Here is a 24,426-nt window from a genome sequence, read left to right on the forward strand (position 1 = left end):
TTCCGGTGGCCCCGGCGGCACGGTCGGCGGCAGCGATCCACTTCACCGGACTCTCAGCCTCCCGTAACCCACCGATGCATCGACATCACTGCCGTCGTGCGGTAAGACAAGGTGGGGCGGAACTCACACACTGGTACCGTCCCGACGGCCGTGCCCACCGAGCGCGGCGCCGAGCACCGGACGGGGAGTGGAATGGTCGACAGCGGGCGCGGGCGACGGCAGCGACGACGGAGCCCGGTGATCTCGCCGGTGCTGCGCCCGAAGCTCTGGGCAGCCCTGCTCGGCGCGATCGCCGCCGCCGTGCTGGCCACTCCCGCGTACGCCGAGCCCGCCGTGCCCCCGACGGTGCCGGACACCGGCGCCCGCCCGCCGTCGATCGGCGCGCCGCAGGTGCCTGGCAGCCCGCCCGTCGCCGGCATCCCCGCCCCGCCGGTGGCCAACATCGGCGCCGGCCCGCTGGCCGCCCAGATCGCCGCCGCCGAGAGCCAGGTCGGTCTGCTCGGCGACCAACTCCTGCTGACCCGACAGAAACGCACCGACGCGCAGGCCCAGCTCGCCGCCGCCGGCAAGGTGCTGGCGACCACGCAGGACGCTCTCCTGCGCGCCCAGCAGGCAGCCGACGCCGCCGCCTCGGACGCGGTCAAGGCAGCCGCCGCCCTGCCGCCCGGTGACTTCGCCGACGACCTCCAGGGGTTGAGCCGACTCCAGCGGATCAACCGTGGCGAGAAGGTCGAGGGCGCCACCACCGCCGTGGCCGGCGAGCTGTCCCGGGCTCGCGCCAACGAGCAGACCGCCTACCAGGCGCACACCACGGCCAAGGCCGCCGTCGACGCCGCCGAGGCCGAGTTCGCCACCGGCGAGAAGGCGCTGCGCACCGCCGAGGCCAGCCTGCTCAAACTGCGCAAGGACAACGCCGCGCAGCTGATCGAGATCGAGCGTCAGCAGGAGGCCACCGAGCAGCAGCTGGGCGCGGGCTACGTCGCCGGCCAGAGCAGCAGCGGGATGTCCGCGCACCCGCGGGCGCTGGCCGCAGTCCGGTACGCGCTCGCCCAGCTCGGCGACCCGTACAGGTGGTCGGAGGAAGGGCCGGACGAGTTCGACTGCTCCGGTCTGATGTGGGCGGCGTACCGGTCCCCGGGCGCCGACTACTTCGACCTGCCCCGGGTCTCCCGCGACCAGTACGCGGCCACCCGTTCCCGCACCGTGCCGCAGAGCGCACTGCTCCCCGGCGACCTGCTCTTCTTCGCCTCCGGCAGCAGCTGGACCACGATCCACCACGTCGGCATGTACATCGGTAACGGCAAGATGGTGCAGGCGCCCACGACCGGCGACGTGGTCAAGATCTCGGTGGTCGGCTGGTCCCGGCTCTACGCCGCGACCCGGGTGATCGGGGCAGTGCCGACTCCGAACGTGCCCCTTCCGCCGCCCCCCACCACCAAGCCGACCCCGCCCACCAAGCCGACCCCCACCGCGAAGCCGACGCCGACCACCAAGCCGACGCCCAAGCCGACCGGATCGGCCACCCCCAAGCCCACCGGCACCCCGACCCCGAAGCCGACCGGCAGCAGCACGCCGACCCCGACGGGCAGCCCGACGAACACGCCGTCGACCCCGCCGCCGCCACCCACCACGGCACCGGCCAGCGCATCAGCCTCCGCGGCCGCCACACCGTCCACCAGCCGGAGCGGGACGTCCAGCGACGGCCCGACGAACAGCCCGAGCACCGCTGGCTGAGCCGCCACACGGGCTCCGGCTGTCCGCTCGGGGCGATCTGTGGCACGGTGACAACCAGGCACATCCGGTCCGATGTCACGGGCCGGGTGCGAGCGTGGCGCGGAGGGCGGAGATGGCCGAGCAGAGAGATCCGGCGGAGAGTGTCGACTCCGCGCTGACGGAGGCCGACCCGCTCGACGGCGAAGCCGCCGCCACGCCCGACGGGCAGGCCACGGCACCCGACGCAAAGGCTGCCGCCGACGGCGCGGAGGCCGCCGCGCCCCACGCGAAGGCCGCGCCCGACGACGCGAAGGCCGCGCCCGACGATGCGAAGGCCGCGCCCGACGCGCCCGAGGCGAAGTCCGCACCCGACGCGAAGGCCGCCGCGCCAGACGACGACGCCGCGGACGACGCTGGCACTGACGACGCTCCCGGCGACAACGCTGCCATCACGCACACCAGCGAGGCGGACGTCGCGCAGCCGGCGCCGGATGACGCTGCCCCTGCCTCGACCGCCGCGGCCCCGGTGCGGGCCCGCGCGAGCGTCGCGACCGTCGGAGCGCTGCCCGGTGATCTCCCGGCGAGCGCTCCGGCCAGCGCGACCACCTACCGGGCGACCGGCTCGGCAAGCCCGGCCGGCGTCCCGTTGCCCGGCCAGCGCGCCACCTCGACCGCTCCCGCGCGGGCAAGCGCCACGGTGCCGAGCAGCAGCCGGGTCGCGGCCGGCAGCGAGGGCACGCCGGACTCTCGGGCCAGCACGTCCGCCGTCTACCGGTCGGCGCCGGTGAATCCCGAGCCGCCGGAGCCGGCGCAGCCTCCGGAGCCGGTGCAGCCTCCCGAGCCGCCGACCCCGGAACCGACGCCTCCCGGGCCGGGTGACCCGGAGCCCGCGCCGAGTCCGGGTCCGTATCCGCCCGGTCCGTCGCCGACGCCGGGCCCCTCCCCCACGCCGCCGCCGGCCCCGGTGCCGCCCGTGCCAGGGCCACCCGTGCCGCCGCCCTCGCCGCTGCCGCCCCTGCCGGGCCCGCCGACACCACCCGTCCCGGTGCCTCCGACGCCGCCGCCCGGCCCGCCGGTGCCCGCGCCACCGCCGCCGCCTGGTCCGATGCCGGCGCCACCGTTCCCGCCGCCCCCGGCGACGATCGGCACGCCGGGCGTACGGGCCACCGCCTCGGTCTCCGCGCCGCCGGCCGTCTGGCCGTCCGTGACCGACGCGGCACCGCGAACCGTCAACGCCTCGCACGCCACCCCGGCGGGGGCACAGCCGACCCGGGATGCCGCACCGCCGGCCCCGGGCGGCGCAGAGACGTCGGATGCCGCCTGGTCGGCCCCGAACGGCGCATGGACGTCGGGTGCCGCGTCATCGGCCCCGAGCGGCGCACCGACGTCGGGTGCCGCGACGTCGGCCCCGAGCGGCGCACCGACGTCGGGTGCCGCGTCATCGGCCCCGGGCGGCGCCCGGACGTCGGATGCCGCGTTGTCGGCCCCGAGCGGCGCACGGGCCGAGGCTCCCGTCTCGGCTCCACCGGTGGTGCCGGCGCCCGCGCTGCCGAGCTGGCCACCGTCCACCGCCGGCACGGCGACGACCGGTGGTACGGGCTACCGGACGACCACGCCGCCAGGAGGCCCCGCCCGGCGGGACGCGCCGGCCGGCCCGCACGCCGGAAGGCGCGACGGCGGCCGCGACCTGGCGGGCACCGTCTACGGCGGCCGTGAGGGGCCGGGGTTCGCCACGATCGCCCTGCCGGCCAACGCGGCGGTGGAGAATTCCGGCTCGCTGACCGGGCACATCCTCGCCCAGGGCTGGTCGGACACGCCGGCCGAGCGATCGCGGAACACCCGGGTGGTGATCGTCCTGATCGCCGCGTTGGGGCTGCTGGTGGGGATCAGCGTGCTTGTCGTTCTGCTCGCGAACGATGCCCTGGACGGCCTGGTGGGCAGCGTGCTCAACGGCTGATCCGGCGACCGGGCGGGTTCGCGGGTGCGTGAGTCCGCCCACTACCGTCGGTCATCCGGCTGGCGGCTTCGCCGAACCGCCGTACACTGGTCGAGATCACTGACCCGGCGCGCGTGGTGCGCGCCCTTGGGCGATCTTGCGGGCGATCCGGCGGCACAGCCGCGGCAGGCCATCGCGAAGATGCGCCCCGCTCGAAAGGCGTTTGTTGACCACCTCTGCTGACTCCAGCACCGTTTCGTCCGTTTTCGATTCCGCCCCCGTGGCGATCGACGCAGCCCCGGAGACGTCCAGCGTCGTCGCGGCCGAGCCGGTCTCGACCGAGAACACTCCGTCCGAGACCGCCGAGCCGATCGACTTCGCCGGCCTGGGCCTGCCCGAGCCGCTGGTTCTTGCCCTGGCCCGCCAGGGCATCACCGCCCCGTTCGAGATCCAGCGGGCCACCGTTCCGGACGCCCTCGCCGGCCGGGACGTGCTGGGCCGTGGGCAGACCGGGTCGGGCAAGACGCTCGCCTTCGGCCTGCCGCTGATCGCTCGGCTCGCCAACCGCAACCGGGCCCGGCCGATGCGGCCGCGCGCCCTGGTCCTGGTTCCCACCCGTGAGCTGGCCATGCAGGTCAACGATGCCCTGATGCCGCTGGGCAAGTCCGTCGGCATCTTCTTGAAGACCGCCGTCGGCGGCGTTCCGTACGACCGTCAGATCGACGCGCTCCGGCGCGGCGTGGAAATCATCGTGGCGACCCCGGGTCGGCTCGGCGACCTGATCGAGCGGGGCATCTGCCAGCTCGACGACGTCGAGGTGACGGTGCTCGACGAGGCCGACCAGATGGCCGACATGGGCTTCCTGCCCGAGGTGACCGAACTGCTGGCGAAGACGCCGGCCAACGGTCAGCGGCTGCTCTTCTCGGCCACCCTCGACGGTGACGTCGACGCGCTGGTCAAGCGGTTCATGAACGACCCGGTGACCCACTCCACCGCGCCGTCGACCGCGTCGGTGTCCACCATGGATCACCACATGCTCCTGATCCCGCCGCACGAGAAGTTCCCGGTGGCCGCGTCGATCGCCGCTCGGGACGGACGGACCATGGTCTTCGCCCGCACCCAGCTGGGTGTGGACCGACTCGTCGAGCAGCTCGCGGCGGTCGGCGTACGGGCCGGTGGGCTGCACGGCGGCAAGACCCAGCGGATGCGGACCAAGACCCTGGCCGAGTTCCGTGAGGGCCGAATGAACGTCCTGGTCGCCACGGATGTGGCGGCCCGGGGCATCCACGTCGACGGGGTCACCCTCGTGCTGCACGTCGACCCCCCGAAGGACCCGAAGGACTACCTGCACCGCGCCGGCCGCACCGCCCGGGCCGGCGAGTCCGGCGCGGTCGCCACGCTGGTGCTGCCCAAGCAGCGCCGTACCACCCTCGCCATGCTGGAGAAGGCCGGCGTGGCGCCGGCCGAGACCCGCGTCCGGGTCGGCGACCCGGTGCTGGCCGAGCTGATCGGCGCCCGCGAGCCCAGCGGCGTCCCGGTTCGCCTGGAGGCGGAACCTCGCGGCTTCGGTGACCGCTCCGGCGGCGCACGCCGCTTCGACGACCGTTCCGGGGGCCCGCGCCGCTTCGGCGACCGGCCCACCGGCGAGCGCCGCTACGGCGACCGGCCGCAGGGTGAGCGCCGCTACGGCGATCGCCCGACCGGCGACCGGCAGTACGGCGACCGCCCGCAGGGCGACCGCCGCTACGCCGATCGGGACAGCCGGGGTTACGGCGACCGCCCCACCGGCGAACGGCGCTACGGCGACCGGCCGCAGTTCGGCGACCGGGATGGCCGGGGCGACCGGCCCACCGGCGAGCGGCGCTTCGGCGACCGACCGCAGGGTGAGCGCCGCTTCGGCGACCGTCCGGCCGGCGACCGGCAGTACGGCGACCGGCCGCAGGGCGAGCGGCGCTTCGGCGACCGTCCGACTGGCGACCGGCAGTACGGCGACCGGCCGCAGGGCGAGCGGCGCTACAGCGACCGCCCGACCGGCGACCGCCAGTACGGCGACCGGCCGCAGGGCGAGCGGCGCTTCGGCGACCGGCCGCAGGCTGACCGGAGTGACCGGCCGGCCGGTGAGCGGCGTTTCGCCGACCGGGACACCCGGGGTGGTTACCGCTCCGAGGGTCGCGGTCGGGACGACCGGCCGCGCGACGACCGTCGCGGTTTCGGCGGCCGACCGGCGGCGCGTACCCACTGATCCCACTGATCCACCGGAACGCCGTCGCGGAGCGCACGCTTCGCGGCGGCGTTCGCGCATGCCGTGGCCGATGTCGGTCCGGTCGCGTAACGTCCGGCTCATGGCGACCATGGCGAAGTCGATCTTCTGGTCCCGGACGGACACCGCCGGCAGTGAGCAGGCGCTGTTCACCGACGGCGACGGGTTGGCGGCGCGGGGCACGCTGCTCGCCGTGGATCCGATTCCCTTCACCGCCCGCTACCGGCTGACCACGGCGCCCGACTGGACCACCGCCCGCGTCGAGGTCGAGGCCGAGGGGTCGGGCTGGCTGCGCCGGGTGACGTTGGAGCGGGCCGCGTCCCGGTGGCGGGTGACCACCGCCGAGCAGGGTGACCTGGACGCGGCGCTGACCAGGGCCGGGCATCCCCGGTCCGGCCTGCCGGGCACCGACGACCCGGATCGCCTGGCCGAGGCGCTCGACGTCGACCTGAGCGGCTCCCCGCTGTTCAATGCCGTCCCGGTGCGCCGGCTCGGGCTGACCAGTGGGCCGGCCGACATGCCGCGCCGGATCACCGTCGCGTGGGTGCTGCTGCCCGGCCTGGAGGTAGTGCCGGCCGAGCAGATCTACACCGGGCTGGGGCCGGGCCGGGTCCGGTTCGCCAGCGGCACCTTCACCGCGGACATCGACCTGGACGCCGACGGCTACGTGGTGCGCTACCCCGGCCTGGCGGAGCGCATCGACCCACGCTGACCGAGCCGATCCGACAGGCCGACAGGCCCGCAGCCGAAGCCGGGCCGCACGGAGGCCGGAGCCCTAGGAGCAGGAGACGCGCTGCTCAGGCGGGCCACGCGCCGCTGGTCAGGAAGCGCTCGACGACGGCGGCATGCGGTGCCAGATCGAGGCCCTGGGCGGCCACCCAGTCGTCGGAGTAGTACGTGTCGGCGTACCGGTCACCGGCGTCGCAGATCAGGCTGACCACCGAGCCGGTCCGGCCCTCGGCGAGCATCTCGGCGATGAGGCCGAACGCGCCCCACAGGTTGGTGCCGGTGGAGCCGCCCACCCGGCGGCCGAGCACCGCCGAGCCGGCGCGCATCGCGGCCAGCGAGGCGGCGTCCGGCACCTGGACCATCCGGTCCACGACCGACGGCAGGAAGGACGCCTCGACGGTGGGCCTACCGATCCCCTCGATGCGGGAGCCCTTGCCGGTGCGCACCGACCAGTCGGCGGCCAGCCAGGCCGGATAGAAGGCCGAGTTCTCCGGGTCGACGACGCAGAGCTTGGTGGCCAGGCGGCGGTAGCGGGCGTACCGGCCGATGGTGGCGCTGGTGCCCCCGGTGCCGGCGCCCACGACGACCCACGCCGGGATCGGGTGGCGTTCCAGCCCCAACTGCGCGTAGATCGACTCGGCGATGTTGTTGTTGCCCCGCCAGTCGGTGGCCCGCTCGGCGTACGTGAACTGGTCCATGAAGTGGCCGCCGGAGTCCTCGGCCAGCCAGCGGGCCTCGACCACGACGCTCGCCGGGTCGTCCACCAGATGGCAACGGCCGCCCTGGAACTCGATCTGCGCGATCTTCTCGGGCGAGGTGGAGGCGGGCATCACAGCGATGAACGGCAGCCCGAGCATCCGGGCGAAGTACGCCTCGGAGACCGCCGTGGAGCCCGAGGACGCCTCGACGATCGTGGTGCGCGGCCCGATCCAGCCGTTGCAGAGGCCGTAGAGGAACAGCGAACGGGCCAGCCGGTGCTTCAGCGAGCCGGTCGGGTGGGACGACTCGTCCTTGAGGTAGAGGTCGATTCCCCAGGCCCGGGGCAGCGGGAACGGCAGCAGGTGGGTGTCGGCCGAGCGGTTCGCGTCCGCCTCGACGGCGGCGATCGCCTCGGTCACCCAGCTGCGGCTGGCCTCGTCGCACCGGTCGAGATGAGTCACGCGGGAAACCTAGCAAGCAGGCCAGCGGCGTTCAGCCGCGGTCCGGAGGCGTCGACCGGCGTGACTGTCGGCGTTGCCCGGCCCGGCCGACGGCCTGGACGAGAGGGTTCAGTGCGACGGCGAGTCGGGGCAGGGCGTCCAGCAGCCGGACCTGGGCGCCTCGCCAGCGGGGCAGGCTGACCACCGGGCGGGGCCGGCGGGCCAGCCGGGCGGCCCGGGCGGCCACCCGCTGCGGGGTCAGCATCGACCCGGTGAACGAGGCCAGCGCGCCCGGGTCGTCCAGCCGGTCGTGCAGCATCGGGGTCCAGATGCCGTCCGGGCAGAGGCAGGAGACGTGCACCCGCCGGTACCCGGCCATCCGCAGGTCAGAGAGGGTGCCGAGGCTGAACGCCAGCAGTGCGTGCTTGCTGGCGGCGTACACCGTCTCGCCGGGTGCGGCGATGAGCCCGGCCAGCGAGACGATGTTCAGGACGTGGCCGTGGCCCTGGTCGCGCATGACCGCCAGCGCGGCGAGTGTGCCGTTCATCGCGCCGAGCGCGTTGACGTCGAGCACCCGGCGGCGGGTCGGCCCGTCGTGCTCCCAGGAGGGGCCGGTGACCAGGATGCCGGCGTTGTTGACCCAGAGGCCGAGGCCGCCTCGACTCGCGGCGGTCGCCGCGATCTCGGCGCACGCGGCCTCGTCGCGGACGTCCAGTGCGGCCGACCAGCCGCCGAACGGCACGGCGGCGGCCGCTGCCGCGGCCGGGTCGAGGTCGGTGAGCAGCACCGACCAGCCGTCGGCGTGCAGCGCGGCGGCGACGGCGCGGCCCAGGCCGCCGGCGGCCCCGGTCACCACGGCCGCGCCGCGTCCCGGCGAGGTCATCGGCGCACGCTACCGCCGCGCGCCGGACGACACCAGGGGTACGCGGCGCGGCAGGGTCAGGCGGGCTGCGGGCCGACCGGCTGGGGGCGGTTCTCCCACTTGGTGGAGAGGGCGATGGCGGTGCGCGTGGAGGCGACCCCGGGGGTCCGGTTCAGCCGCACGATGAGCTGCTCCAGCTCGGCGATCGTGCCGACCCGGGCTTTGAGCAGGAACGACTCGACGCCGGCCATGAAGTAGCAGGATTCGATCTCGGGCAGCACCCGCAGCGACTCCAGCATGTCTTCGGAGTCCGCGCCGGAGTCCTCGACGATGCCGATGAGCGCCGTGACACCCAGGCCGATCGCCTCGGGTTCCACGTCCGCGCGGTAGCCCCGGACCACGCCACTGCTCTCCAGCTTGCCGACGCGTTCGTGCACGGCTGGGGCGGAGAGGCCCACCTGCCGGGCAAGCTCGGCGTACGAGAGGCGGGCGTTGCTCCGCAGCAGGTCGACGAGGCTCAGGTCGATGGCGTCCACGGAGAGTGACCTTAACGTGTTGGGCGTAACGCGATGCCTTCGGCATCCGTTGGTCAGAACAGTGAGTAACCGTTCACAAACTGACCGTCTAGGTAGGGGTTGCACCAGTACCATTTACTAACTTCCCAGTCAGTGCATTTTTCGCGTTTGGCGGACAGGCCAGGTCCCTGGTGCTGTAATTGCCATACGTCCCTCATGACGGCTCTGGGCTCGCACCAGCCGGGGGCAGTGTGTTCAGCCAGGGGCTTCGTCGACGCGAGGAGGGGGCTGTGGACACTGGAGATCGCCTGCTGACACCGGGTGAGGTCGCCGCGCTGTTTCGGGTGGACCCGAAAACTGTGACGAGATGGGCGGCGGCCGGCCGGATAGGAAGCATCCGGACTCCAGGCGGGCATCGCCGGTTTCGGGAATCCGAGGTGCGGGCCCTGCTTGAGGGGGAGGGCATGCTGGACGAGGTGGACGAGGTCGGAAAGCCACGCAACGTGGGTCCGGCTGCCTCCACCGGGCCGGGTCCGGCCAACGCTGGCATGTACTGAACTGGTGCGGACAACGTCAGGCGGACCGGACACCAGTCCGGTCCGCGTCCCGCTGCGACAACCGACCGGGCGTCCCGGCCGAACGGGCTGAGCCGACCGCTCAGCCCCGGGCCGCGCCGAGCTGGCCGGACCAGCGGCGGAACAGGGTGTGTGGCACGCCGAGCGCGTCCAGCACCTTGCCGGCCACGAAATCGACAAGTTGCTGCGCGCTGGCCGCCGCGCCCGCTCCGTAGAAGCCGGGGCTGGCCGGCAGCACCACCGCGCCGGCGTCGTGCAACGCGAGGAGATGCTCCAGGTGACTGCGGGTCACCGGCGTCTCCCGGGGCACCACCACCACCGGGCGGCGCTCCTTGAGGTTGACCTCGGCGGCGCGTTGCAGCAGGTCCTTGGAGAGCCCGATCGCGATGCCCGCGCAGGCCGCAGTGCTCGCGGGCACCACGGCCATTCCGCGTACCCGGTAGGAGCCGCTGCTGGGCCCGGCCGCCAGGTCACCCGCCGGCCAGTGCCGCACGTCCGCGTCGGTCAGGTCCCGGCCGAGCCAGGCGGCGAGGTCCTCGGCCCAGTGCGCGTCGCGGAACGACCGGCCGGTCTCGTCGAGCACGGTGAGCCGTGCCGCCCGGGACACGATGAGGTCCACCGGCTCGCCCGCGTCGAGGAGCCCGCCGACGACGGCCGCCGCGTACGGCGTGCCGGAGGCTCCGGAGACCCCGACAACCCATGGTTCCCGCATACCCTCAGCCTGCCTGGTCGGCGTCGCACGCCGGCGGGCACCCCCGCGATCCGCCTCCGTGCCGGGGCCGTCCGAGATGTCCCGGCGGGTCTCTGCTCGTCCCGCCGACCTGACATGCTGCCGGTGGCGATTCGCACCGGGAGCAGATCGCGCGGGAGGCATCGGTGACGACCGGCGAGGTCCTCTGGGCGCTGCGCGCCGAATGCCCGATTCCGGCCCGGTTTTCGCCGCACGCGGACCGGGTCCAGCAGTGGCTGCTCGGTCTGCTGCCCGAGCTGGGTATGCCGCTGGACGACGCCGCGCTGCACCGGCTGGCCCGGGGCGGCTTCGCCAGGTACGCGGGGCGGCTCTACCCGGACGCCAGCGAAGCCGACCTGCGGGTGCTGACCGCCCTCTTCACCTGGTTCTTCCTCGTCGACGACGCGTGCGACGGGCCGAACCGGCTCGATCCGGCGCAGATCCGGGCGCTGCGCGACGGCACGCTGGCACTGCTGCACGACGGCCCCCGGCTCCGGCACGGCGGCCTGACCGGTCCGCTGCGGCGGCTGCTGGTGCTGGCCTGGCGGGAGCCGCGCCGCCGGATGCCGGCCCGGTGGCGGCAGCGCTTCGCCGACGCGGTGGCCCGGCACCTCGACGGCACCTGGCGCGAGGCGGTCAACAAGGAGACCGGCCGCCGCCCCAGCATCGGCGAGTACGTCGAGTTGCGGCGGGAAACCTCGGCGGCGGAGGTGTCGTACCCGCTGGTGGAGTTCGTCAGCGGCCGACCGCTGCCCGACCCCGTCTACCACCACCCGCTGCTGCGGCAGATCGCGCGCACCGGCAACGACCTGCTCTCCTGGTACAACGACGTGGCCTCGCTGGAGAAGGACCGGGCCACTTCGGGCGGGCACAACCTGGTCCTGGCCACGCAGGCCGAGCAGGGCGGGTCGGCGGCGGAGGCGGTCGACCGGGTGGCCGAGCGCTGGCGCGAGTCGATGCGACAGTTCGTGGCGCTCCGCGCCGCCGTGCCGTCGTTCGGGCCGGCGTTGGACGAGGCGGTCACCGACCATCTCGACGGGGTCGCGTACGCGGTGCGCGGCACCATCGACTGGACGCTGGAGAGCGCCCGTTACCCGACCAACGCCTAGGCGCGCAGGTCGAGGCGGATCACCAGGTCGAGCAGGGCGAACACGAACAGCGCGATGCCGACGAAGCCGTTGGCGGTGAAGAACGCCCGGTTGACCTTGCTGAGGTCGGTCGGGCTGACCACCAGATGCTGGTAGCCGAACGCGACCGCGGTCAACGCCAGCCCGATCCACCAGAGCCAGCCGAAGCCGACCAGCGCGCCGAACCAGATGAACAGCGCGAACGTCACCACGTGCGCGACGGTGGAGGCGTGCAGGGCGAAGCGCCGGCCATACCGGGCGGGCACGCTGCGCACGCCGATCTCCTGGTCGATCTCGGAGTCCTGGCAGGCGTAGATCAGGTCGAAGCCGCCGATCCACAGGCCGACCGCCGCGCCGAGCAGCCAGGCCGGCCAGGAGCCGTCCAGGGTGCCGGTGACCGCGAGCCAGGCGCCGACCGGGCCGACCGCCTGGGCGATCGCGAGGATGGCGTGCGGCCAGTTGGTGAACCGCTTGCCGTACGGGTAGACGACCAGCGGCACCACGGCGAGCGGCGCCAGCACCAGGCAGAGGGGGTTGAGCAGCGCGGCGGCGACGAGGAACACCACAAGCGCGACGGCCGCGCCGGTCCAGGCCGTCCGCACGCTCACGGCCCCGGTGACCAGTTCCCGTCCGGCGGTACGCGGGTTCCGGGCGTCGATGCGCCGGTCGAGGATCCGGTTGGCGGCCATCGCGAACGTCCGCGCACCGACCATCGCCACGGTGATCAGCAGCAGGTCGAGCCACCGCACGTGCCCGCCGTTGACCTGCATGGCGGTCAGCGCCGACAGGTACGCGAACGGCAGCGCGAACACCGAGTGCTCGATCGCGACGAGCTTGAGGAAGGACTTGACCCGGCCCGGCTTCTCCACCGGTGCGTCGAGGACGGCCATCAGATCCCGTACTCCTTCCAGCGCTTGTCGACCAGGGCCGCGACTTCCGGGGCCATGGTCATCTCCTCCGGCCAACCGCGGGTGTAGCCCTCGGTGGGCAGCTTGCGGGTCGCGTCGACGCCGGCCTTGCCGCCCCAGAACTGCTGGTACGACGAGTGGTCGAGGTGGTCCACCGGGCCCTCGGTCAGCAGCAGGTCACGGGCGTAGTCGACGTTGCCGAACGCGCGGAAGGCGACCTCGTTGTAGTCGTGCACGTCGCAGTCCTCGTCGACGATCACGATCAGCTTGGTGAGCGACATGAGGTGCGCGCCCCAGATCGCGTTCATCACCTTCTGCGCGTGCTTCGGGTAGCGCTTGCGGATGGAGACGATCGCGCAGTTGTGGAACACCCCGGCGGCCGGCAGGTCGTAGTCGACGATGTCCGGGATCATCAGCTTGAGCAGCGGCTGGAAGATCCGCTCGGTGGCCTTGCCGAGGCCGTGGTCCTCCTGCGGCGGCTTCGAGGTGACGATCGAGTGGTAGACCGGCTTGCGCTGCATCGTCATCGTCTCGATGTGCAGCACCGGGAACGGCTCGACCGGCGTGTAGTAGCCGGTGTGGTCGCCGAACGGGCCCTCGGGCAGCCGCTCGCCGGGCTCCAGGTAGCCCTCCAGGACGATCTGCGCGTGCGCCGGCACCTGCAACGGCACGGTGAGGCAGTCGACCATCTCCACCCGCTCGCCGCGCAGGAACCCGGCGAACAGGTACTCGTCGATGTCGCCGGGAAGCGGCGCGCTGGCCGCGTACGAGACGACCGGGTCGCAACCGATCGCGATCGCGACCGGCAGGCGCTGGCCGAGCCGCTCGGCGACCGCGTGGTGCGCGGTCGAGTCCTTGTGGATCTGCCAGTGCATGCCCAGCGTGTTGCGGCCGTGCTGCTGGAGCCGGTAGAGGCCCAGGTTGCGCTTGCCGGTCTCCGGGTGCTTGGTGTGGGTCAGCCCGTAGTTGTGGAAGATCCCGCCGTCGCCGGGCCAGACCTGGAGGCCGGGCAGCCGGCCCAGGTCGACGTCGTCGGCGGAGTAGACGACCTCCTGGCAGGGCGCGGTCTTGACCTTGCGCGGCGGCACCGACTTGAGCTGCATGACCTTGCCGAGGCCCTCGCGGATGCCGGACCAGCCGACCGGCAGCTCGGGCTTGATCAGCGCGCCGATCCGGGCGCCGATCTCGTCCAGCGAGTCGACGCCGAGGGCCATCGCCATCCGCTTCTCGGTGCCGAACAGGTTGATCGCCACCGGCATCTCGCCCCGGGTGGGGTGCTCGAAGAGCAGCGCCGGCCCACCGGCGCGCACCGTGCGGGTGACCACCTCGCTGATCTCCAGGGTCGGGTCGACGGGGACGTCGACCCGGCGCAGCTCCCCCGCGCGCTCCAGCGCCGCGAGAAAGTCCTTGAGATCGGTGTACGGGAAGCCACGAGCCGCCATGACGCCCAGTCTCCCGCACCGGGTCCGGGGTGGCCCACAGCGGGTGCTGTGACACCCGCGACGGCCCGGGGTCGACGGCTGTCCGCGACTCCGGCGGGCGGCGCGACGGCCCGGGTCGACGGCTGTCCGCGGCTCTGGCGGCCGTTTGCGGGTCCGGCGGGCTCGGCGCGGCCACCGGCCAGGTCGGCGCGGGTCACCGCCCGGCGACAGCTCCTGGACCGGCGGCGCGGTCGGTCGGCGCGGTCAGTCGGTGCGGGCCAGCTCGACGAAGGCGCGCCACGCGGCCGGGCTGAAGGTCAGCACGCCACCGTCGCGGTCCTTGGAATCGCGGACGTGCACCCGGCCGGGCAGGTTGTCGGCGACCTCGACGCAGGCGCCGGCGTCGTTGCCGCTCCGGGTGGACTTGTGCCAGCGGGCTCCGGTCAGATCCATGGCTTCACGATCTCCTCGAGCAGGTCGATGGACTGCTGCCGGGGCAGCGCGTCACTGCGCAGACTCTCCCACCTTCCGAGCAGGGTCGCCACCTCGTTGTTCTCGTCGACGGCGGTGCCGCCGGTCTGGTTGTCGAGGAAGCCGAGCCAACTGCCGTCGGCGGTGCGACCGAGGATGAACGGCCCGAACAGGCCGGCGTGCAGCCCGACCGCCTGGGGCAGCACGTGCACCCGGATGTGCGGCCGGCGGGCGCACGCCACCAGATGCCGGAGCTGACCGGCCAACACCCCGGCGCAGCCCTCGGCGAAGCGCTGCAACGCGGCCTCGTCGATCACGGCGGTGAGCTGCGGCGGATGCTCCCGGTCGAGGATCACCTGCCGCTCCAGCCGGGCGGCCACCAACTCCTCCACCCGCTCGGCGGTGAGCCCCAGGTCGAGCCGGAACACCGCGCGGGCGTAGTCGCCGGTCTGCAACAGGCCGGGGATCATCGTCGCGCCGAAGCAGCGCAACTGGGTGGCCACCCGCTCGACCTCCAACCAGGGCCGGAACCAGACCGGCTCACCGTCGCGCCGGCCCAGCTCGCGCAGCGAGACCAGCAGCCCACCGGTGTCGAGCACCTCGTCGGCCCGGGTCAGGTACGCCAGGTTGGGCACGGTCTGGCCCAACTCGACCGCCGACACCATGGAGGGCGAGTAGTGCGCCCGCTTGCCGTACTCCTCCTGACTCATGCCGGCCGCGAGCCGCGACCGGCGGAGCTGGTCCCGGATCATCGCCACCGTCGACACCACTGGGGCCATTCGCCCGCCTCCCGCCGTGAATGAAGGACCACATCGATCCGCCTGCCGCAAGGTAGCGAACTCGCGACCCTGAGTCAGCATCCAACGGCCATATCGGGGTATCGCGAGTCTCAAAGCGGGCGGACGGAGGCAGCGATGGGGGCGGAGCGGATGCCGGCGGGGTTCACCGAGCAACGGGCGCGGGTCGGCCAGATCACCATGAACTACGTCCGGGGCGGCAGCGGCCCGCCACTGGTGCTGCTGCACGGCTATCCGCAGTGTTGGCACATGTGGCGGCACCTGCTGCCCGAGCTGGGACGCTCGTACGACGTGGTCGCGCCTGACCTGCGCGGCTTCGGGGACAGCGACGCCCCGGCCGCCGGGTACGACAAGAAGACGGTGGCCGCCGACCTGCACGCACTGCTCGACCAGCTCGGCCTGACCGCCGATCTGCGAGTGGTGGGGCACGACCTGGGGACCATGGTGGCGTACGCGTACGCCGCCGCCCATCCGGAGCGGGTGAGCCGGCTGGCGCTCACCGAGGCGCCGATTCCCGACGAGAGCATCTACACGTTCCCCGCGCTCACCGCGGCCGGGCCGGGGGTGTGGAACTTCGGCTTCTTCTCGATCGGCAACGGGCTTGCGGAGGAGCTGGTCCGCGGGCGGGAGTCGCTCTGGGTGGACCGGTTCACCGATGCCCTGATGGTGCGCAAGGGCAGCATCGCCGCTCCCGACATCGAGGAGTACGCCCGCCACCTGCGGGACCCGGCGCACCTGACGGCCAGCTTCGCCTACTTCCGGGCGTTCGATCAGGACATCGTCGACAACGCGGCGTACCGGGCCACGAAGCTGACGATGCCGGTGCTGGCCGTCGGCGCGTCGGCCAGCCTCGGTGGGCAGATCGCCGAGCAGGTCCGCCGGTACGCCGACACGGTCCGCGGCGAAGTGATCGACGACTGCGGGCACTGGCTGTACGAGGAACGCCCGGACGAGATGCTGGCCCTGCTGCGCGACTTCCTCGGCGCGGGCTGACCAGTCAGGCGGCGGGCGCTGTAGCGGTCAGGCGGCGGGCGTCCAGGCGTGGGCGGCCAGCGGCGGGTCGAGCGGCGCGCGGGTGAGCCGGTTGGCGAAGGCGGACATGGTGTACGCCCCGACGCCGAGCACCACCTCCAGCGCCTGCCGGGGCTGGTAGCCGGCGGCTAGGAAGGCTTCCAGCTCGTCGTCGGGCACCGCGCCCCGGTGCTTGAGCACGGCCAGCGTGAACTGGCGCAGCGCCTCCAGTCGCGGCTCGGGCAGCTCCGTGCCGGCGCGCAGTGCGGTGATCAGCGCGGTGCTCGCGCCGATCTCGGTGAGCTTGCCGGTGTGCAGGGCGACGCAGACGTGGCATTCGTGCGAGGTGGAGACGGTCAGGACGACCACCTCCCGCTCCACCGGCGCGAGGCTGGTCTGTTCGAAACCCGCGCTGGCGGTGAGGAAGCCGCTGAGCAGCTGTGGCGACTCGGCCATCAGCGCCACCGGGGTGGGCAGCCAGCCGAACCGGCCGCGTACGCCCTCGACGGTCCGGCGGGCGGCGGTGGGTGCGGTGTCGGCGGTGTGGGCGGTGAAGACGGACATGGTTACCTGCTTCCACGGCGTGCGCCGTAAAATGGTCAACGTGGTTGACGAAATAGTAAACGTGGTTGTCGAACTTGGCAACCTCTGATCCCGCCCGGCCCGGCTTCCAGCTCCCGCTGTTGCTGCTGGCCGGCTTCCGCACCCTGATCGACGACCTGCACGCCGAACTGGCCCGGCAGGGGCATCCCGAGCTGCGCCCGTTGCACGGCTTCGTGTTGCAGGCCGTCGGGGTGCACGGCACCACCGCCACTGAGCTGGGCCAACGGCTGGGCATCTCCAAGCAGGCGGCCGGCAAGACTGTCGACCGGCTGGTCGCCGTCGGCTACCTGGAACGGGTCGACGATCCGTCCGACGCCCGCCGCCGCCTGGTGCGGGTGACGGAGCACGGCGCCGACGGGCTACGCCGCTCGGCGGAGATCTTCGACCGGCTGCGCGAGCAGTGGGCCGAGGCACTGGGCGAGGAACGCGTCGCCGCTCTGGAGGACGACCTGGGCACGATGGCCTCGGCCAACTGGTTCCGCCTCGACGTGCCGGGCTGGTTCGGCGGCTGACCCTGATCCACACCAGATCGCCGAGGTGGTGCCATCCGGGGCGGAGGATGCCGCCACATCGCCGACCCGGAGTGGATCAAGACCGCGGAACGCCGCCACAGCGGCGACCCGGCGCGCGTCAAGAGCTGCGGAGACATCTCACCGGTCCTGGCCGGACGGCCGGACCTCGGCGCAGGCTGGTGGCATGTCGGACGCGTACGTCGTCGGCGACCCGGACGGGTTGTCGCCCCTGCTGGTCGCGGTGCGCGACGCCATCGCCCGCGAACTACACGCGCAGGTGGCGCTGCGGGGCGAGCGCATCGAGCTGGCCGACCTGCCCGAGGTGTCCTATCAGGTCACCATCCAGGTCGAGCGCGCGTTGCGCCTCTGGCGACCCGGGCCGCCGCCACGCGGCGAGGCCCGTTCCGAGGCCGGGTGACCGTGAGCTGACCAGGGCAGCGACAGACGGCGGGCCGGTCACGGACGAATCCGTGGCCGGCCCGCGCGTCGTCGACCAGGGTCAGTTCAGCCCGCCGTACGAGTGCAGGCCGGTGAAGAAGATGTTCACGCCGAACAGGTTCATCAGCATGGTGAGGAAGCCGATCACCGCGATCCAGGTGGCCACGTTGCGCTTCACACTGGGCGTGGCGCGAGCGTGCAGGTAGCCGGCGTAGACGACCCAGGAGATGAACGCCCAGGTCTCCTTCGGGTCCCAGCCCCACGGCCGACCCCAGGCCGCCTCGGCCCAGATCGCCCCGGCGATCACCGCGAACGTGAAGATCGGGAACGCGAACGCGTGCAGCGCGAAGGTCAGCCGCTCCAGGCTGACCGCGCCGGGCAGCCGCTTCGCGAGGGTGTACGGGAAACTCCGCTTTCCCTGCTCGTACCCGTTGCGCATCAGGAAGCCGACCGCCGGCACCGCGCCGAGCAGGAAGATGCCGGACGCGAAGACGATGGTCGAGACGTGGATGACGAACCAGTACGAGTTCAGGGCCGGCACCAGCGGCACGATCGGCACGTACAGGACCAGCTCGGCGGTGGCCACCAGCAGCACCATCACCAGGGTCAGGAACAGCCCGAGCTTGCGCAGCGACGGCCGCTTCCAGAGCACCACGAGCCAGGCCGCGACCCCGATGAACGTCACCGTGAGCACGAACTCGTACATGTTGCCCCAGGGCATCCGGTCGGCGGCCAGACCCCGCGTGACCAGCGCCGCGAGGTGCAGCACGGCGGCCAACGCGGTGGCCCCCACCGCGACCAGGCCGGCGATCCGGGCCCGACGCGCCGCGCCGTTGGCGGTCGGCTGGACCGGCGCGGGCGGCGCCGGGATGACGCCACCGCCACCGCCGACCCCCGCACCCACCAACTCGCGGGCGGGCGACGCCACGGCGACCCGGGTACGCGCGTTGCCCAGCGCGTACTCGACGGCGTGACTGATCATCGCGATCAGGTACGTCAGGATCGCGAAGGTCACCAGATTGTCGGAGAGCGCGGACATCACTCGGTCCCTTCTCGCACACCGGCCCGGTCGCTGGAGTCAGCGTCGGTGCCGGCCCGCTCGGCAGCCCCGTCGGCACCGCTCACGGCGGTGACGAGCTGGGCGAACTCGTCGGCGAACCCTGGATAGTCGGTGCGCGGCAACCCACCGGCCTCCATCAAGCTACTACCGCCCGTCGGAGATCCATCCGCCGGGTCGGCCGGTGCCACCCGGAAGAACACCCGGCGGCGCCGACCGAACAGCGAGCCCATCAGCCCGACCAGCAGGGCGCCGCAGCTCACCAGCAGCGGCGTCGAGCCGGGGTCGTGCCGGACGGAGAGCGTCACGTACCGCTCGGTGCCCAGGAACTCGACTGTCGTGCCGTCGTCAAGCGTCCACTTCTCGCCCTTGCGCAGCAGCTTGCTGCCGATCTCCTTGACCTTGCCGTTGCGCACCTGCCGCTGGTCCAGCTGGTAGACCGAGCCGGGGATGCCGGCGTCCAGGCCGAGGTTGCCCCGGTAGGCGACCAGGTTCAGCGCCGGGTTGCGCTCGGTCGGGTACTCGGAGCGGACGAACGGGGCCTGCTGCGGCGCGGTGGGCAGGTAGATGCCGGTGAACGCCATCTGCTCGCCCGGTGTGCGCTTGCCGGTGGCCGGGTCCACGTTCGCGTCCGGGAAGGCCGCCAGCCCCTCGCTCGTCAGGCCCATGTCGCCGGTGGTCAGGAACGGCTCGTCACTGACCTGGCTGTTGCCGAACCGATCGGTGTAGCGGATCACCGGGGCGTACCCGTGGCCGAGCAGGTAGACGCTCGCGTCCTTCAATCGCAGCGGTGAGTTCACCGAGAAGTCCGCGCTGCGGGTCGGCTCGTCCGGGCCGTCGACGGTCACCCGGGCGTTGAAGAACTCCGGCTGGCCGGACGGCAGGAACCGGGCCTGGAAGTCGTCCAGCCGCAGGCAGAAGCGGGGCAGGTCGCCGCTGTCGACGCGGGGGCCGAGCTTGGCCTCGGCGTACTGCTGACGGGTGTTGCAGAACGCGTTGTCCGCGCCCGCCACCAGCAGGCGGTTGCCGCTCCAGCCGTACCACGAGCCGAGCGCGACACCGATCAGCACCGCGATCAGCGAGGTGTGGAACAGCAGGTTGCCGGTCTCCTTGAGGTAGCCCTTCTCGGCGGAGACCTCGTCGCCGCGGACCTCGACCCGCCAGCGTCGCTTGCGCAGCACCTCGGCGACGGCGGCCGCGCCACCGGCCGGTGCGGGCTGTACGGCGTGCTGCGGCAGCCGCGCCAGCTGCTTCGGCGCGGCCGGTGGCCGGGACCGCAGCGCCCGGAAGTGGTCGCGCAGCCGGGGCGTGATGCAGCCGATCAGCGACGTGAACAGCAGCAGGTAGATCGCGGAGAACCAGACCGAACCGAAGACCTCGAACGCGCCGATCCGGTCCAGTCGGGGGGCCCAGTCCGGGTGGTCGGTGAAGTACTGGTTGACCTTCTCCGGGCTGATCCCCCGCTGCGGCAGCACCGAACCGGGGATCGCGGCGATGGCCAGCAGGAAGAGCAGGATCAGCGCCGTACGCATGCTGGTGAGCTGCCGCCACGAGTTGCGCAGCAGGGCCAGCAGCCGGTTGGGCCGGCGCCGGGGCGCCGGCGCCACGGTCTCCGGTCGGTCGTCGACGACCGTCATCAGATGCTCACCTCGCCCACCCCGACGGTGGTCTGCAACCAGATCACGAAGCTCTGCCATCCGCCGGTGACCAGCGCCAGGCCGATCAGGATGAGCAGGGCGCCGCCGACCCGGGTGACCCAGCGACTGTTGCGCCGGATGGCGCGGAAGACCCCGAGCAGGCGCTGGAAGCCCAGCCCGAAGACGACGAACGGTATCCCCAACCCGAGGCAGTACGCCACGGCGAGCACCACGGCACGGTCGCTCTGACCGCTGGTGGCGGCCATGCCCATCACCGCGCCGAGGGTCGGACCGGTGCACGGCACCCAACTGAGCGCGAAGACCGCACCGAACACGGGTGCGCCGAGCAGGCCGGCCGACGGCAGCCGGGAGATCCGGAACTCACGTTGCAGGGCGGGAATCATGCCGAGGTAGCCCAGGCCGAGCACGATGATCAGCGCGCCGACGCCGATCTGCAGTTCGCGCTTGTAGTCGAAGAAGACCCGACCGATGCCGGCGAACAGGATCGCGGTGGCCACGAAGACGACGGTGAACCCGCCGATGAAGAGCAGGGTGCCAGCGAGCACCCGACCCTTGACCGCAGCCGACGCCGTCCGCTCCCGGACCGCGACACCCCCGCCGGCGGTCTCGGCGGGCGCGGGGGCCGTCGCCGGGCGGCGGCCCTCCAGGTCGGCGCCGGCCAGACCGGTGACGTACGACAGGTAGCCGGGGACCAGCGGGAGCACGCACGGGGAGAGGAAGCTGACCAGGCCGGCGAGCGCCGCCGCGCCGATGGCGAGCACCAGCGGCCCGCTTCGGGCCAACTCCGTGAAGGTCTCACCCATCAGTTCGGCGCCGGCTTCTCGGCCGCGACCCGCTCGACGATCGGTTGCAGACCCTCCTGCTTGACGGCCGCGCGGATCACCACCGCGACCCTGCCCTCCCGGTCGAGCACCACTGTCGCCGGGACGGTGTTCGGCGGGATGTCCAGGTCGAGCGCCAGACGGCTGGACGGGTCGAACAGGCTCGGATAGGTGACCCGGCCCTCCTCGAACGCCTTGGCCTTGTCCCGCTGGTCCTGCACGTTGATGCCGAGGAAGCTCACCCCGAAGCCCTTGGTGGCCTGGTAGGTGGCTTCCAGGTCGTCGGCCTCGGCGCGGCACGGCGCGCACCAGGAGCCCCAGAAGTTGACCACCACGACCTGCCCGCGGGCCGCACTCACGTCGTAGGTGCCGCCGGTGAGCAGCTCACCGGCGAGCTTCGGAGGGGCCGAACGCTGGTCGGGTGCGCACTCGATGATGCCGTCGGAGGTGGTCGAGCAGGTCTTCTCCTGCCCCTTCGACGACGTGCAGCCCACCAGCGCCACCGTGGCGACGGCGGCGAGCAGACCGGCGGTCCACCTCCGGGCGGTCATCAGGCCCCCTTGGCCGTCCGGGCTGTCGCGGAGAGGGCGATGAGGTGCGCGGCCGGCTCGCTGTAGCCGATGCCCACCACCTTCGCGCCGTCGAAGTGGAACGAGGTGAGGCTCGCCAGCCCGCACTGCCGCTTGCGCGGGTCGTGCCAGAGCCGCTTGCGCTCGACGTAGCGGCGCAGCGTCCAGATCGGGAGCTGGTGCGACACCAGCACGGCCTCGCGCCCCTCGGCGGCGACGCGGGCGGCGTGCACGGCGGCGAACATCCGCTCGGCGATCACCCGGTACGCCTCACCCCAGGACGGCGTCACCGGGTCGCGCAGCACCCACCAGTTGCGCGGGTCGCGGAACGACCCGTCACCCGGGGAGACCTTCTTGCCCTCGAACCAGTTGGCGCTCTCGATCAGCCGCTCGTCCACCCCGACCGGCAGCCCGAACTGGGCGGCGATCGGCTCGGCGGTCTGCTGGGCGCGCTCCAGCGGACTGGCCACCACGTGCACGATCTCCCGATCCGCCAGCCCCTGCGCGGCGGCCTTGGCCATCTGCACGCCCAGCTCGGACAGGCGGAAACCGGGCAGCCGCCCGTACAGGATCTGGTCGGGGTTGTGCACCTCACCGTGCCGGAGCACGTGGACCACCGTCTTGCTCACCGTTTACGACCCCCCGTGACCAGCCGCCGCCGCCGCGTTCGCCGCCGTCGGCAGCGCTGCGGCGATGTGCTCCAGAGCGGCGTCGTCGAGCGCCGCCGACACGAACCACGACTCGAACGCGCTCGGCGGCAGGTAGACGCCGGCGGCGAGCATCGCGTGGAAGAACGCCTTGAACGCCGGCACCTGCTGGGTGCGGGCACTGTCGTAGTCGACGACATCGGCATCGGTGAAGAAGATCGAGAACATGCTGCCCGCGTACGACAAACGGTGCGGGACCCCGGCGGCGGCCAGCGCGTCGGACGCGAGCTTGCCCACGACGGCGGCCGTGTCGTCGAGCTTGCGGTACAGCGCGTCGTCGGCCAGCCGCAGGGTGGCCAGGCCGGCGGCGCACGCGAGGGGGTTACCGGAGAGCGTGCCGGCCTGGTAGACCGGGCCGGCCGGCGCGAGACGCGCCATGATGTCCGCGCGCCCGCCGAAGGCCGCGGCGGGCAGGCCGCCACCCATGACCTTGCCGTACGTCCACAGGTCGGCGTCGGAGGGGTCGAGGCCGTGCCACCCGGCGCGGGAGACCCGGAACCCGGTCATCACCTCGTCGACCACGAGCAGCGCGCCGTGCGCGTGCGCGATCCGGGCGAGCTGCTGGTTGAACCCGTCGCGGGGGGCCACCACGCCCATGTTGCCGGCGGCGGCCTCGGTGATCACCGCGGCGATGTGCGGGCCCTCGGCGGCGAACGCCTCCTCGACGGCCCGGATGTCGTTGTACGGCAGGACGATCGTCTCGCTGGCCGCGGCACCGGTGACACCGGGCGAGTCGGGCAGGCCGAGGGTGGCCACGCCGGAGCCGGCGGAGGCGAGCAGCGCGTCGACATGGCCGTGGTAGCAGCCGGCGAACTTGACGATCTTGGAACGGCCGGTGAAGCCGCGCGCCAGCCGGATCGCCGACATGGTGGCCTCGGTGCCGGAGTTGACCAGGCGCACCTGCTCCATCGGGGTCCGGTCGACAAGCTCGGCGGCCAGCTCCACCTCACCCGGGGTGGGCGTGCCGAAGCTGGTCCCCCGGGCGGCGGCGGCCTGCACGGCCTCCACCACCTCCGGGTGGGCGTGCCCGAGGATCAGCGGACCCCAGGAGCAGACCAGGTCGACGTAGCGGCGACCGTCGGCGTCGTACAGCCACGGGCCCTCGCCACGGACCATGAAACGCGGGGTGCCGCCGACCGCCTGGAAGGCGCGCACGGGGGAGTTCACCCCGCCCGGCACGATGGCGCGGGCGCGGTCGAACAGGGCCTCGGAAGCCGGCGCGTCGGCCGGGTAACGGCCTTTTCCGGCGGAAACGATGTCGGTCACGATGCCGCCATTGTGTCAGCGACGGACGGTCAACCAGCAGCCACCCCGGGCCGGGGTTACCAGGCTCACCCGCTGCCGGCACCCGTCACCAGCCCCGACGCGGGCCGGCCAGCGGCTCTCGGCCTCGACAGGCCGGGTCGGCTGGATCGCGCTAGGCTGACCGGGTGGATCGTGCCGAACTGTCCATCACGCTACACCGGACGGGCGACGAAGCAGTGCTGCGCCTGGCCGGTGAGATCGACATGCTCACGGCGGCCCAGCTCTCCACCGTCGTCAACGAGGTGCTGGCCGATCCGCCTCCGAAGATCATCCTCGACCTCGGCGGCGTCACCTTCTGCGACTCGCAGGGCCTGGGCACGCTCGTGGTGCTCAGCCGCAAGGCCAGCCACGCGCAGAGCCTGCTGATGCTCACCCACGTGGGCGACTTCCTCATCCGGGTCCTGGACATCACCGGCCTGCGCAGCGCCCTGATGATCCGCAACGACCAACCCACCGGCTGACCCCCAGAACCACCCTGTTGATCAAGAGGTTTGCGTCACAGACCGCGCCTCCGCTGACGCAAACCTCTTGATCACCGCGCGACGAGACGAACGCGGGCAGG

The 24,426-nt window shown here is 72.9% G+C and carries 25 protein-coding genes; 10 read left to right on the top strand and 15 right to left on the bottom strand.

Going from position 1 to position 24,426, the window contains the following annotated elements:
• Positions 1–192 precede the first annotated feature (192 nt).
• From ACGGAQ_RS05200 to ACGGAQ_RS05215, 4 genes are all read left to right on the top strand, one after another.
• Positions 193–1,734: an NlpC/P60 family protein gene (locus ACGGAQ_RS05200; protein WP_393045680.1), complete on the top strand. Its 1,542-nt coding sequence runs from the start codon at positions 193–195 to the stop codon at positions 1,732–1,734.
• A gap of 112 nt (positions 1,735–1,846) precedes the next feature.
• The gene (locus ACGGAQ_RS05205) at positions 1,847–3,670 is read left to right on the top strand and encodes a hypothetical protein (protein WP_393044767.1); all 1,824 of its coding nucleotides are present in this window, start codon (positions 1,847–1,849) and stop codon (positions 3,668–3,670) included.
• Between the two features lie 259 nt (positions 3,671–3,929).
• Positions 3,930–5,891: a DEAD/DEAH box helicase gene (locus ACGGAQ_RS05210; protein WP_393044769.1), complete on the top strand. Its 1,962-nt coding sequence runs from the start codon at positions 3,930–3,932 to the stop codon at positions 5,889–5,891.
• 109 nt (positions 5,892–6,000) lie between these two features.
• Positions 6,001–6,621: a putative glycolipid-binding domain-containing protein gene (locus tag ACGGAQ_RS05215; RefSeq protein WP_393045682.1), complete on the top strand. Its 621-nt coding sequence runs from the start codon at positions 6,001–6,003 to the stop codon at positions 6,619–6,621.
• Between the two features lie 85 nt (positions 6,622–6,706).
• Here the strand turns inward: ACGGAQ_RS05215 and ACGGAQ_RS05220 are convergent, their stop codons facing one another.
• The 3 genes from ACGGAQ_RS05220 to ACGGAQ_RS05230 are packed head-to-tail and all read right to left on the bottom strand — an operon-like array spanning position 6,707 to position 9,175.
• Entirely contained in the window at positions 6,707–7,798 is a 1,092-nt protein-coding gene (locus tag ACGGAQ_RS05220; protein ID WP_393044771.1) for a PLP-dependent cysteine synthase family protein, read from the bottom strand.
• A gap of 31 nt (positions 7,799–7,829) precedes the next feature.
• The gene (locus ACGGAQ_RS05225) at positions 7,830–8,660 is read right to left on the bottom strand and encodes an SDR family NAD(P)-dependent oxidoreductase (protein WP_393044773.1); all 831 of its coding nucleotides are present in this window, start codon (positions 8,658–8,660) and stop codon (positions 7,830–7,832) included.
• A gap of 56 nt (positions 8,661–8,716) precedes the next feature.
• Positions 8,717–9,175: an Lrp/AsnC family transcriptional regulator gene (locus ACGGAQ_RS05230; RefSeq protein ID WP_393044775.1), complete on the bottom strand. Its 459-nt coding sequence runs from the start codon at positions 9,173–9,175 to the stop codon at positions 8,717–8,719.
• A gap of 269 nt (positions 9,176–9,444) precedes the next feature.
• On the opposite strand from ACGGAQ_RS05230, the gene ACGGAQ_RS05235 reads away from it, so the two are divergent.
• Positions 9,445–9,711 carry a BldC family transcriptional regulator gene (locus tag ACGGAQ_RS05235; RefSeq protein ID WP_007454516.1) on the top strand — a complete coding sequence of 89 codons (267 nt, stop codon included), beginning with the start codon at positions 9,445–9,447 and terminating at the stop codon, positions 9,709–9,711.
• A 100-nt stretch (positions 9,712–9,811) separates the two neighbouring features.
• On the opposite strand, the gene ACGGAQ_RS05240 is transcribed toward ACGGAQ_RS05235, so the two are convergent.
• Positions 9,812–10,441, bottom strand: coding sequence for a UbiX family flavin prenyltransferase (locus ACGGAQ_RS05240; protein WP_354853801.1), 630 nt, complete (start codon positions 10,439–10,441; stop codon positions 9,812–9,814).
• A 164-nt stretch (positions 10,442–10,605) separates the two neighbouring features.
• On the opposite strand from ACGGAQ_RS05240, the gene ACGGAQ_RS05245 reads away from it, so the two are divergent.
• Positions 10,606–11,568, top strand: a complete 963-nt coding sequence (locus ACGGAQ_RS05245; RefSeq protein WP_393044778.1) for a terpene synthase — start codon at positions 10,606–10,608, stop codon at positions 11,566–11,568.
• On the opposite strand, the gene mqnP is transcribed toward ACGGAQ_RS05245, so the two are convergent.
• The 4 genes from mqnP to ACGGAQ_RS05265 form a co-directional block, all read right to left on the bottom strand.
• The gene (mqnP, locus tag ACGGAQ_RS05250; protein ID WP_393044779.1) at positions 11,565–12,476 is read right to left on the bottom strand and encodes a menaquinone biosynthesis prenyltransferase MqnP; all 912 of its coding nucleotides are present in this window, start codon (positions 12,474–12,476) and stop codon (positions 11,565–11,567) included. The two genes, ACGGAQ_RS05245 and mqnP, sit on opposite strands and share 4 nt — an antisense overlap.
• Positions 12,476–13,936, bottom strand: coding sequence for a menaquinone biosynthesis decarboxylase (locus ACGGAQ_RS05255; protein WP_393044781.1), 1,461 nt, complete (start codon positions 13,934–13,936; stop codon positions 12,476–12,478). Before ACGGAQ_RS05255 ends, mqnP begins: the two co-directional genes overlap by 1 nt.
• Positions 13,937–14,179: 243 nt before the next feature.
• Positions 14,180–14,368, bottom strand: a complete 189-nt coding sequence (locus ACGGAQ_RS05260; RefSeq protein WP_139587116.1) for a DUF397 domain-containing protein — start codon at positions 14,366–14,368, stop codon at positions 14,180–14,182.
• The gene (locus ACGGAQ_RS05265) at positions 14,359–15,165 is read right to left on the bottom strand and encodes a Scr1 family TA system antitoxin-like transcriptional regulator (protein WP_393044783.1); all 807 of its coding nucleotides are present in this window, start codon (positions 15,163–15,165) and stop codon (positions 14,359–14,361) included. The genes ACGGAQ_RS05260 and ACGGAQ_RS05265 overlap by 10 nt, the downstream gene beginning before the upstream one ends.
• A gap of 135 nt (positions 15,166–15,300) precedes the next feature.
• Between ACGGAQ_RS05265 and ACGGAQ_RS05270 the strand changes: the two genes are divergently transcribed.
• The gene (locus tag ACGGAQ_RS05270; protein ID WP_393044785.1) at positions 15,301–16,176 is read left to right on the top strand and encodes an alpha/beta fold hydrolase; all 876 of its coding nucleotides are present in this window, start codon (positions 15,301–15,303) and stop codon (positions 16,174–16,176) included.
• 27 nt (positions 16,177–16,203) lie between these two features.
• Here the strand turns inward: ACGGAQ_RS05270 and ACGGAQ_RS05275 are convergent, their stop codons facing one another.
• Complete coding sequence (locus tag ACGGAQ_RS05275; RefSeq protein WP_393044787.1) at positions 16,204–16,758, bottom strand: carboxymuconolactone decarboxylase family protein; 555 nt, start codon at positions 16,756–16,758, stop codon at positions 16,204–16,206.
• A gap of 74 nt (positions 16,759–16,832) precedes the next feature.
• Here ACGGAQ_RS05275 and ACGGAQ_RS05280 point away from each other — a divergent pair, with 74 nt between their 5' ends.
• Positions 16,833–17,309 carry a MarR family winged helix-turn-helix transcriptional regulator gene (locus ACGGAQ_RS05280; protein ID WP_393044789.1) on the top strand — a complete coding sequence of 159 codons (477 nt, stop codon included), beginning with the start codon at positions 16,833–16,835 and terminating at the stop codon, positions 17,307–17,309.
• A gap of 184 nt (positions 17,310–17,493) precedes the next feature.
• On the top strand, positions 17,494–17,727 hold the full coding sequence (locus ACGGAQ_RS05285) for a hypothetical protein (RefSeq protein ID WP_393044791.1): 234 nt from the start codon (positions 17,494–17,496) through the stop codon (positions 17,725–17,727).
• An 81-nt stretch (positions 17,728–17,808) separates the two neighbouring features.
• Here ACGGAQ_RS05285 and ccsB read toward each other — a convergent pair whose 3' ends face one another.
• Genes ccsB through hemL form a run of 6 tightly spaced genes read right to left on the bottom strand, consistent with a single transcriptional unit; the run spans position 17,809 to position 23,825 of the window.
• Entirely contained in the window at positions 17,809–18,786 is a 978-nt protein-coding gene (gene ccsB / locus ACGGAQ_RS05290; RefSeq protein WP_393044793.1) for a c-type cytochrome biogenesis protein CcsB, read from the bottom strand.
• Positions 18,786–20,441, bottom strand: a complete 1,656-nt coding sequence (locus ACGGAQ_RS05295; protein ID WP_393044795.1) for a cytochrome c biogenesis protein ResB — start codon at positions 20,439–20,441, stop codon at positions 18,786–18,788. Before ACGGAQ_RS05295 ends, ccsB begins: the two co-directional genes overlap by 1 nt.
• Entirely contained in the window at positions 20,441–21,265 is an 825-nt protein-coding gene (locus tag ACGGAQ_RS05300) for a cytochrome c biogenesis CcdA family protein (RefSeq protein ID WP_393044797.1), read from the bottom strand. Before ACGGAQ_RS05300 ends, ACGGAQ_RS05295 begins: the two co-directional genes overlap by 1 nt.
• Entirely contained in the window at positions 21,265–21,834 is a 570-nt protein-coding gene (locus ACGGAQ_RS05305; RefSeq protein WP_393044799.1) for a TlpA family protein disulfide reductase, read from the bottom strand. The genes ACGGAQ_RS05300 and ACGGAQ_RS05305 overlap by 1 nt, the downstream gene beginning before the upstream one ends.
• Positions 21,834–22,481 (bottom strand): histidine phosphatase family protein, encoded by a 648-nt coding sequence (locus ACGGAQ_RS05310; RefSeq protein WP_053652163.1) that lies wholly within the window; start codon positions 22,479–22,481, stop codon positions 21,834–21,836. Before ACGGAQ_RS05310 ends, ACGGAQ_RS05305 begins: the two co-directional genes overlap by 1 nt.
• Before the next feature lie 3 nt (positions 22,482–22,484).
• Entirely contained in the window at positions 22,485–23,825 is a 1,341-nt protein-coding gene (gene hemL, locus ACGGAQ_RS05315; RefSeq protein WP_393044801.1) for a glutamate-1-semialdehyde 2,1-aminomutase, read from the bottom strand.
• 164 nt (positions 23,826–23,989) lie between these two features.
• Here hemL and ACGGAQ_RS05320 point away from each other — a divergent pair, with 164 nt between their 5' ends.
• Positions 23,990–24,325: an STAS domain-containing protein gene (locus tag ACGGAQ_RS05320; protein WP_355004798.1), complete on the top strand. Its 336-nt coding sequence runs from the start codon at positions 23,990–23,992 to the stop codon at positions 24,323–24,325.
• Positions 24,326–24,426 lie beyond the last annotated feature (101 nt).

Origin of the sequence: Micromonospora sp. NPDC047557 (assembly GCF_043205095.1) — a bacterium.
In the GTDB taxonomy this organism is placed as follows: domain Bacteria; phylum Actinomycetota; class Actinomycetes; order Mycobacteriales; family Micromonosporaceae; genus Micromonospora.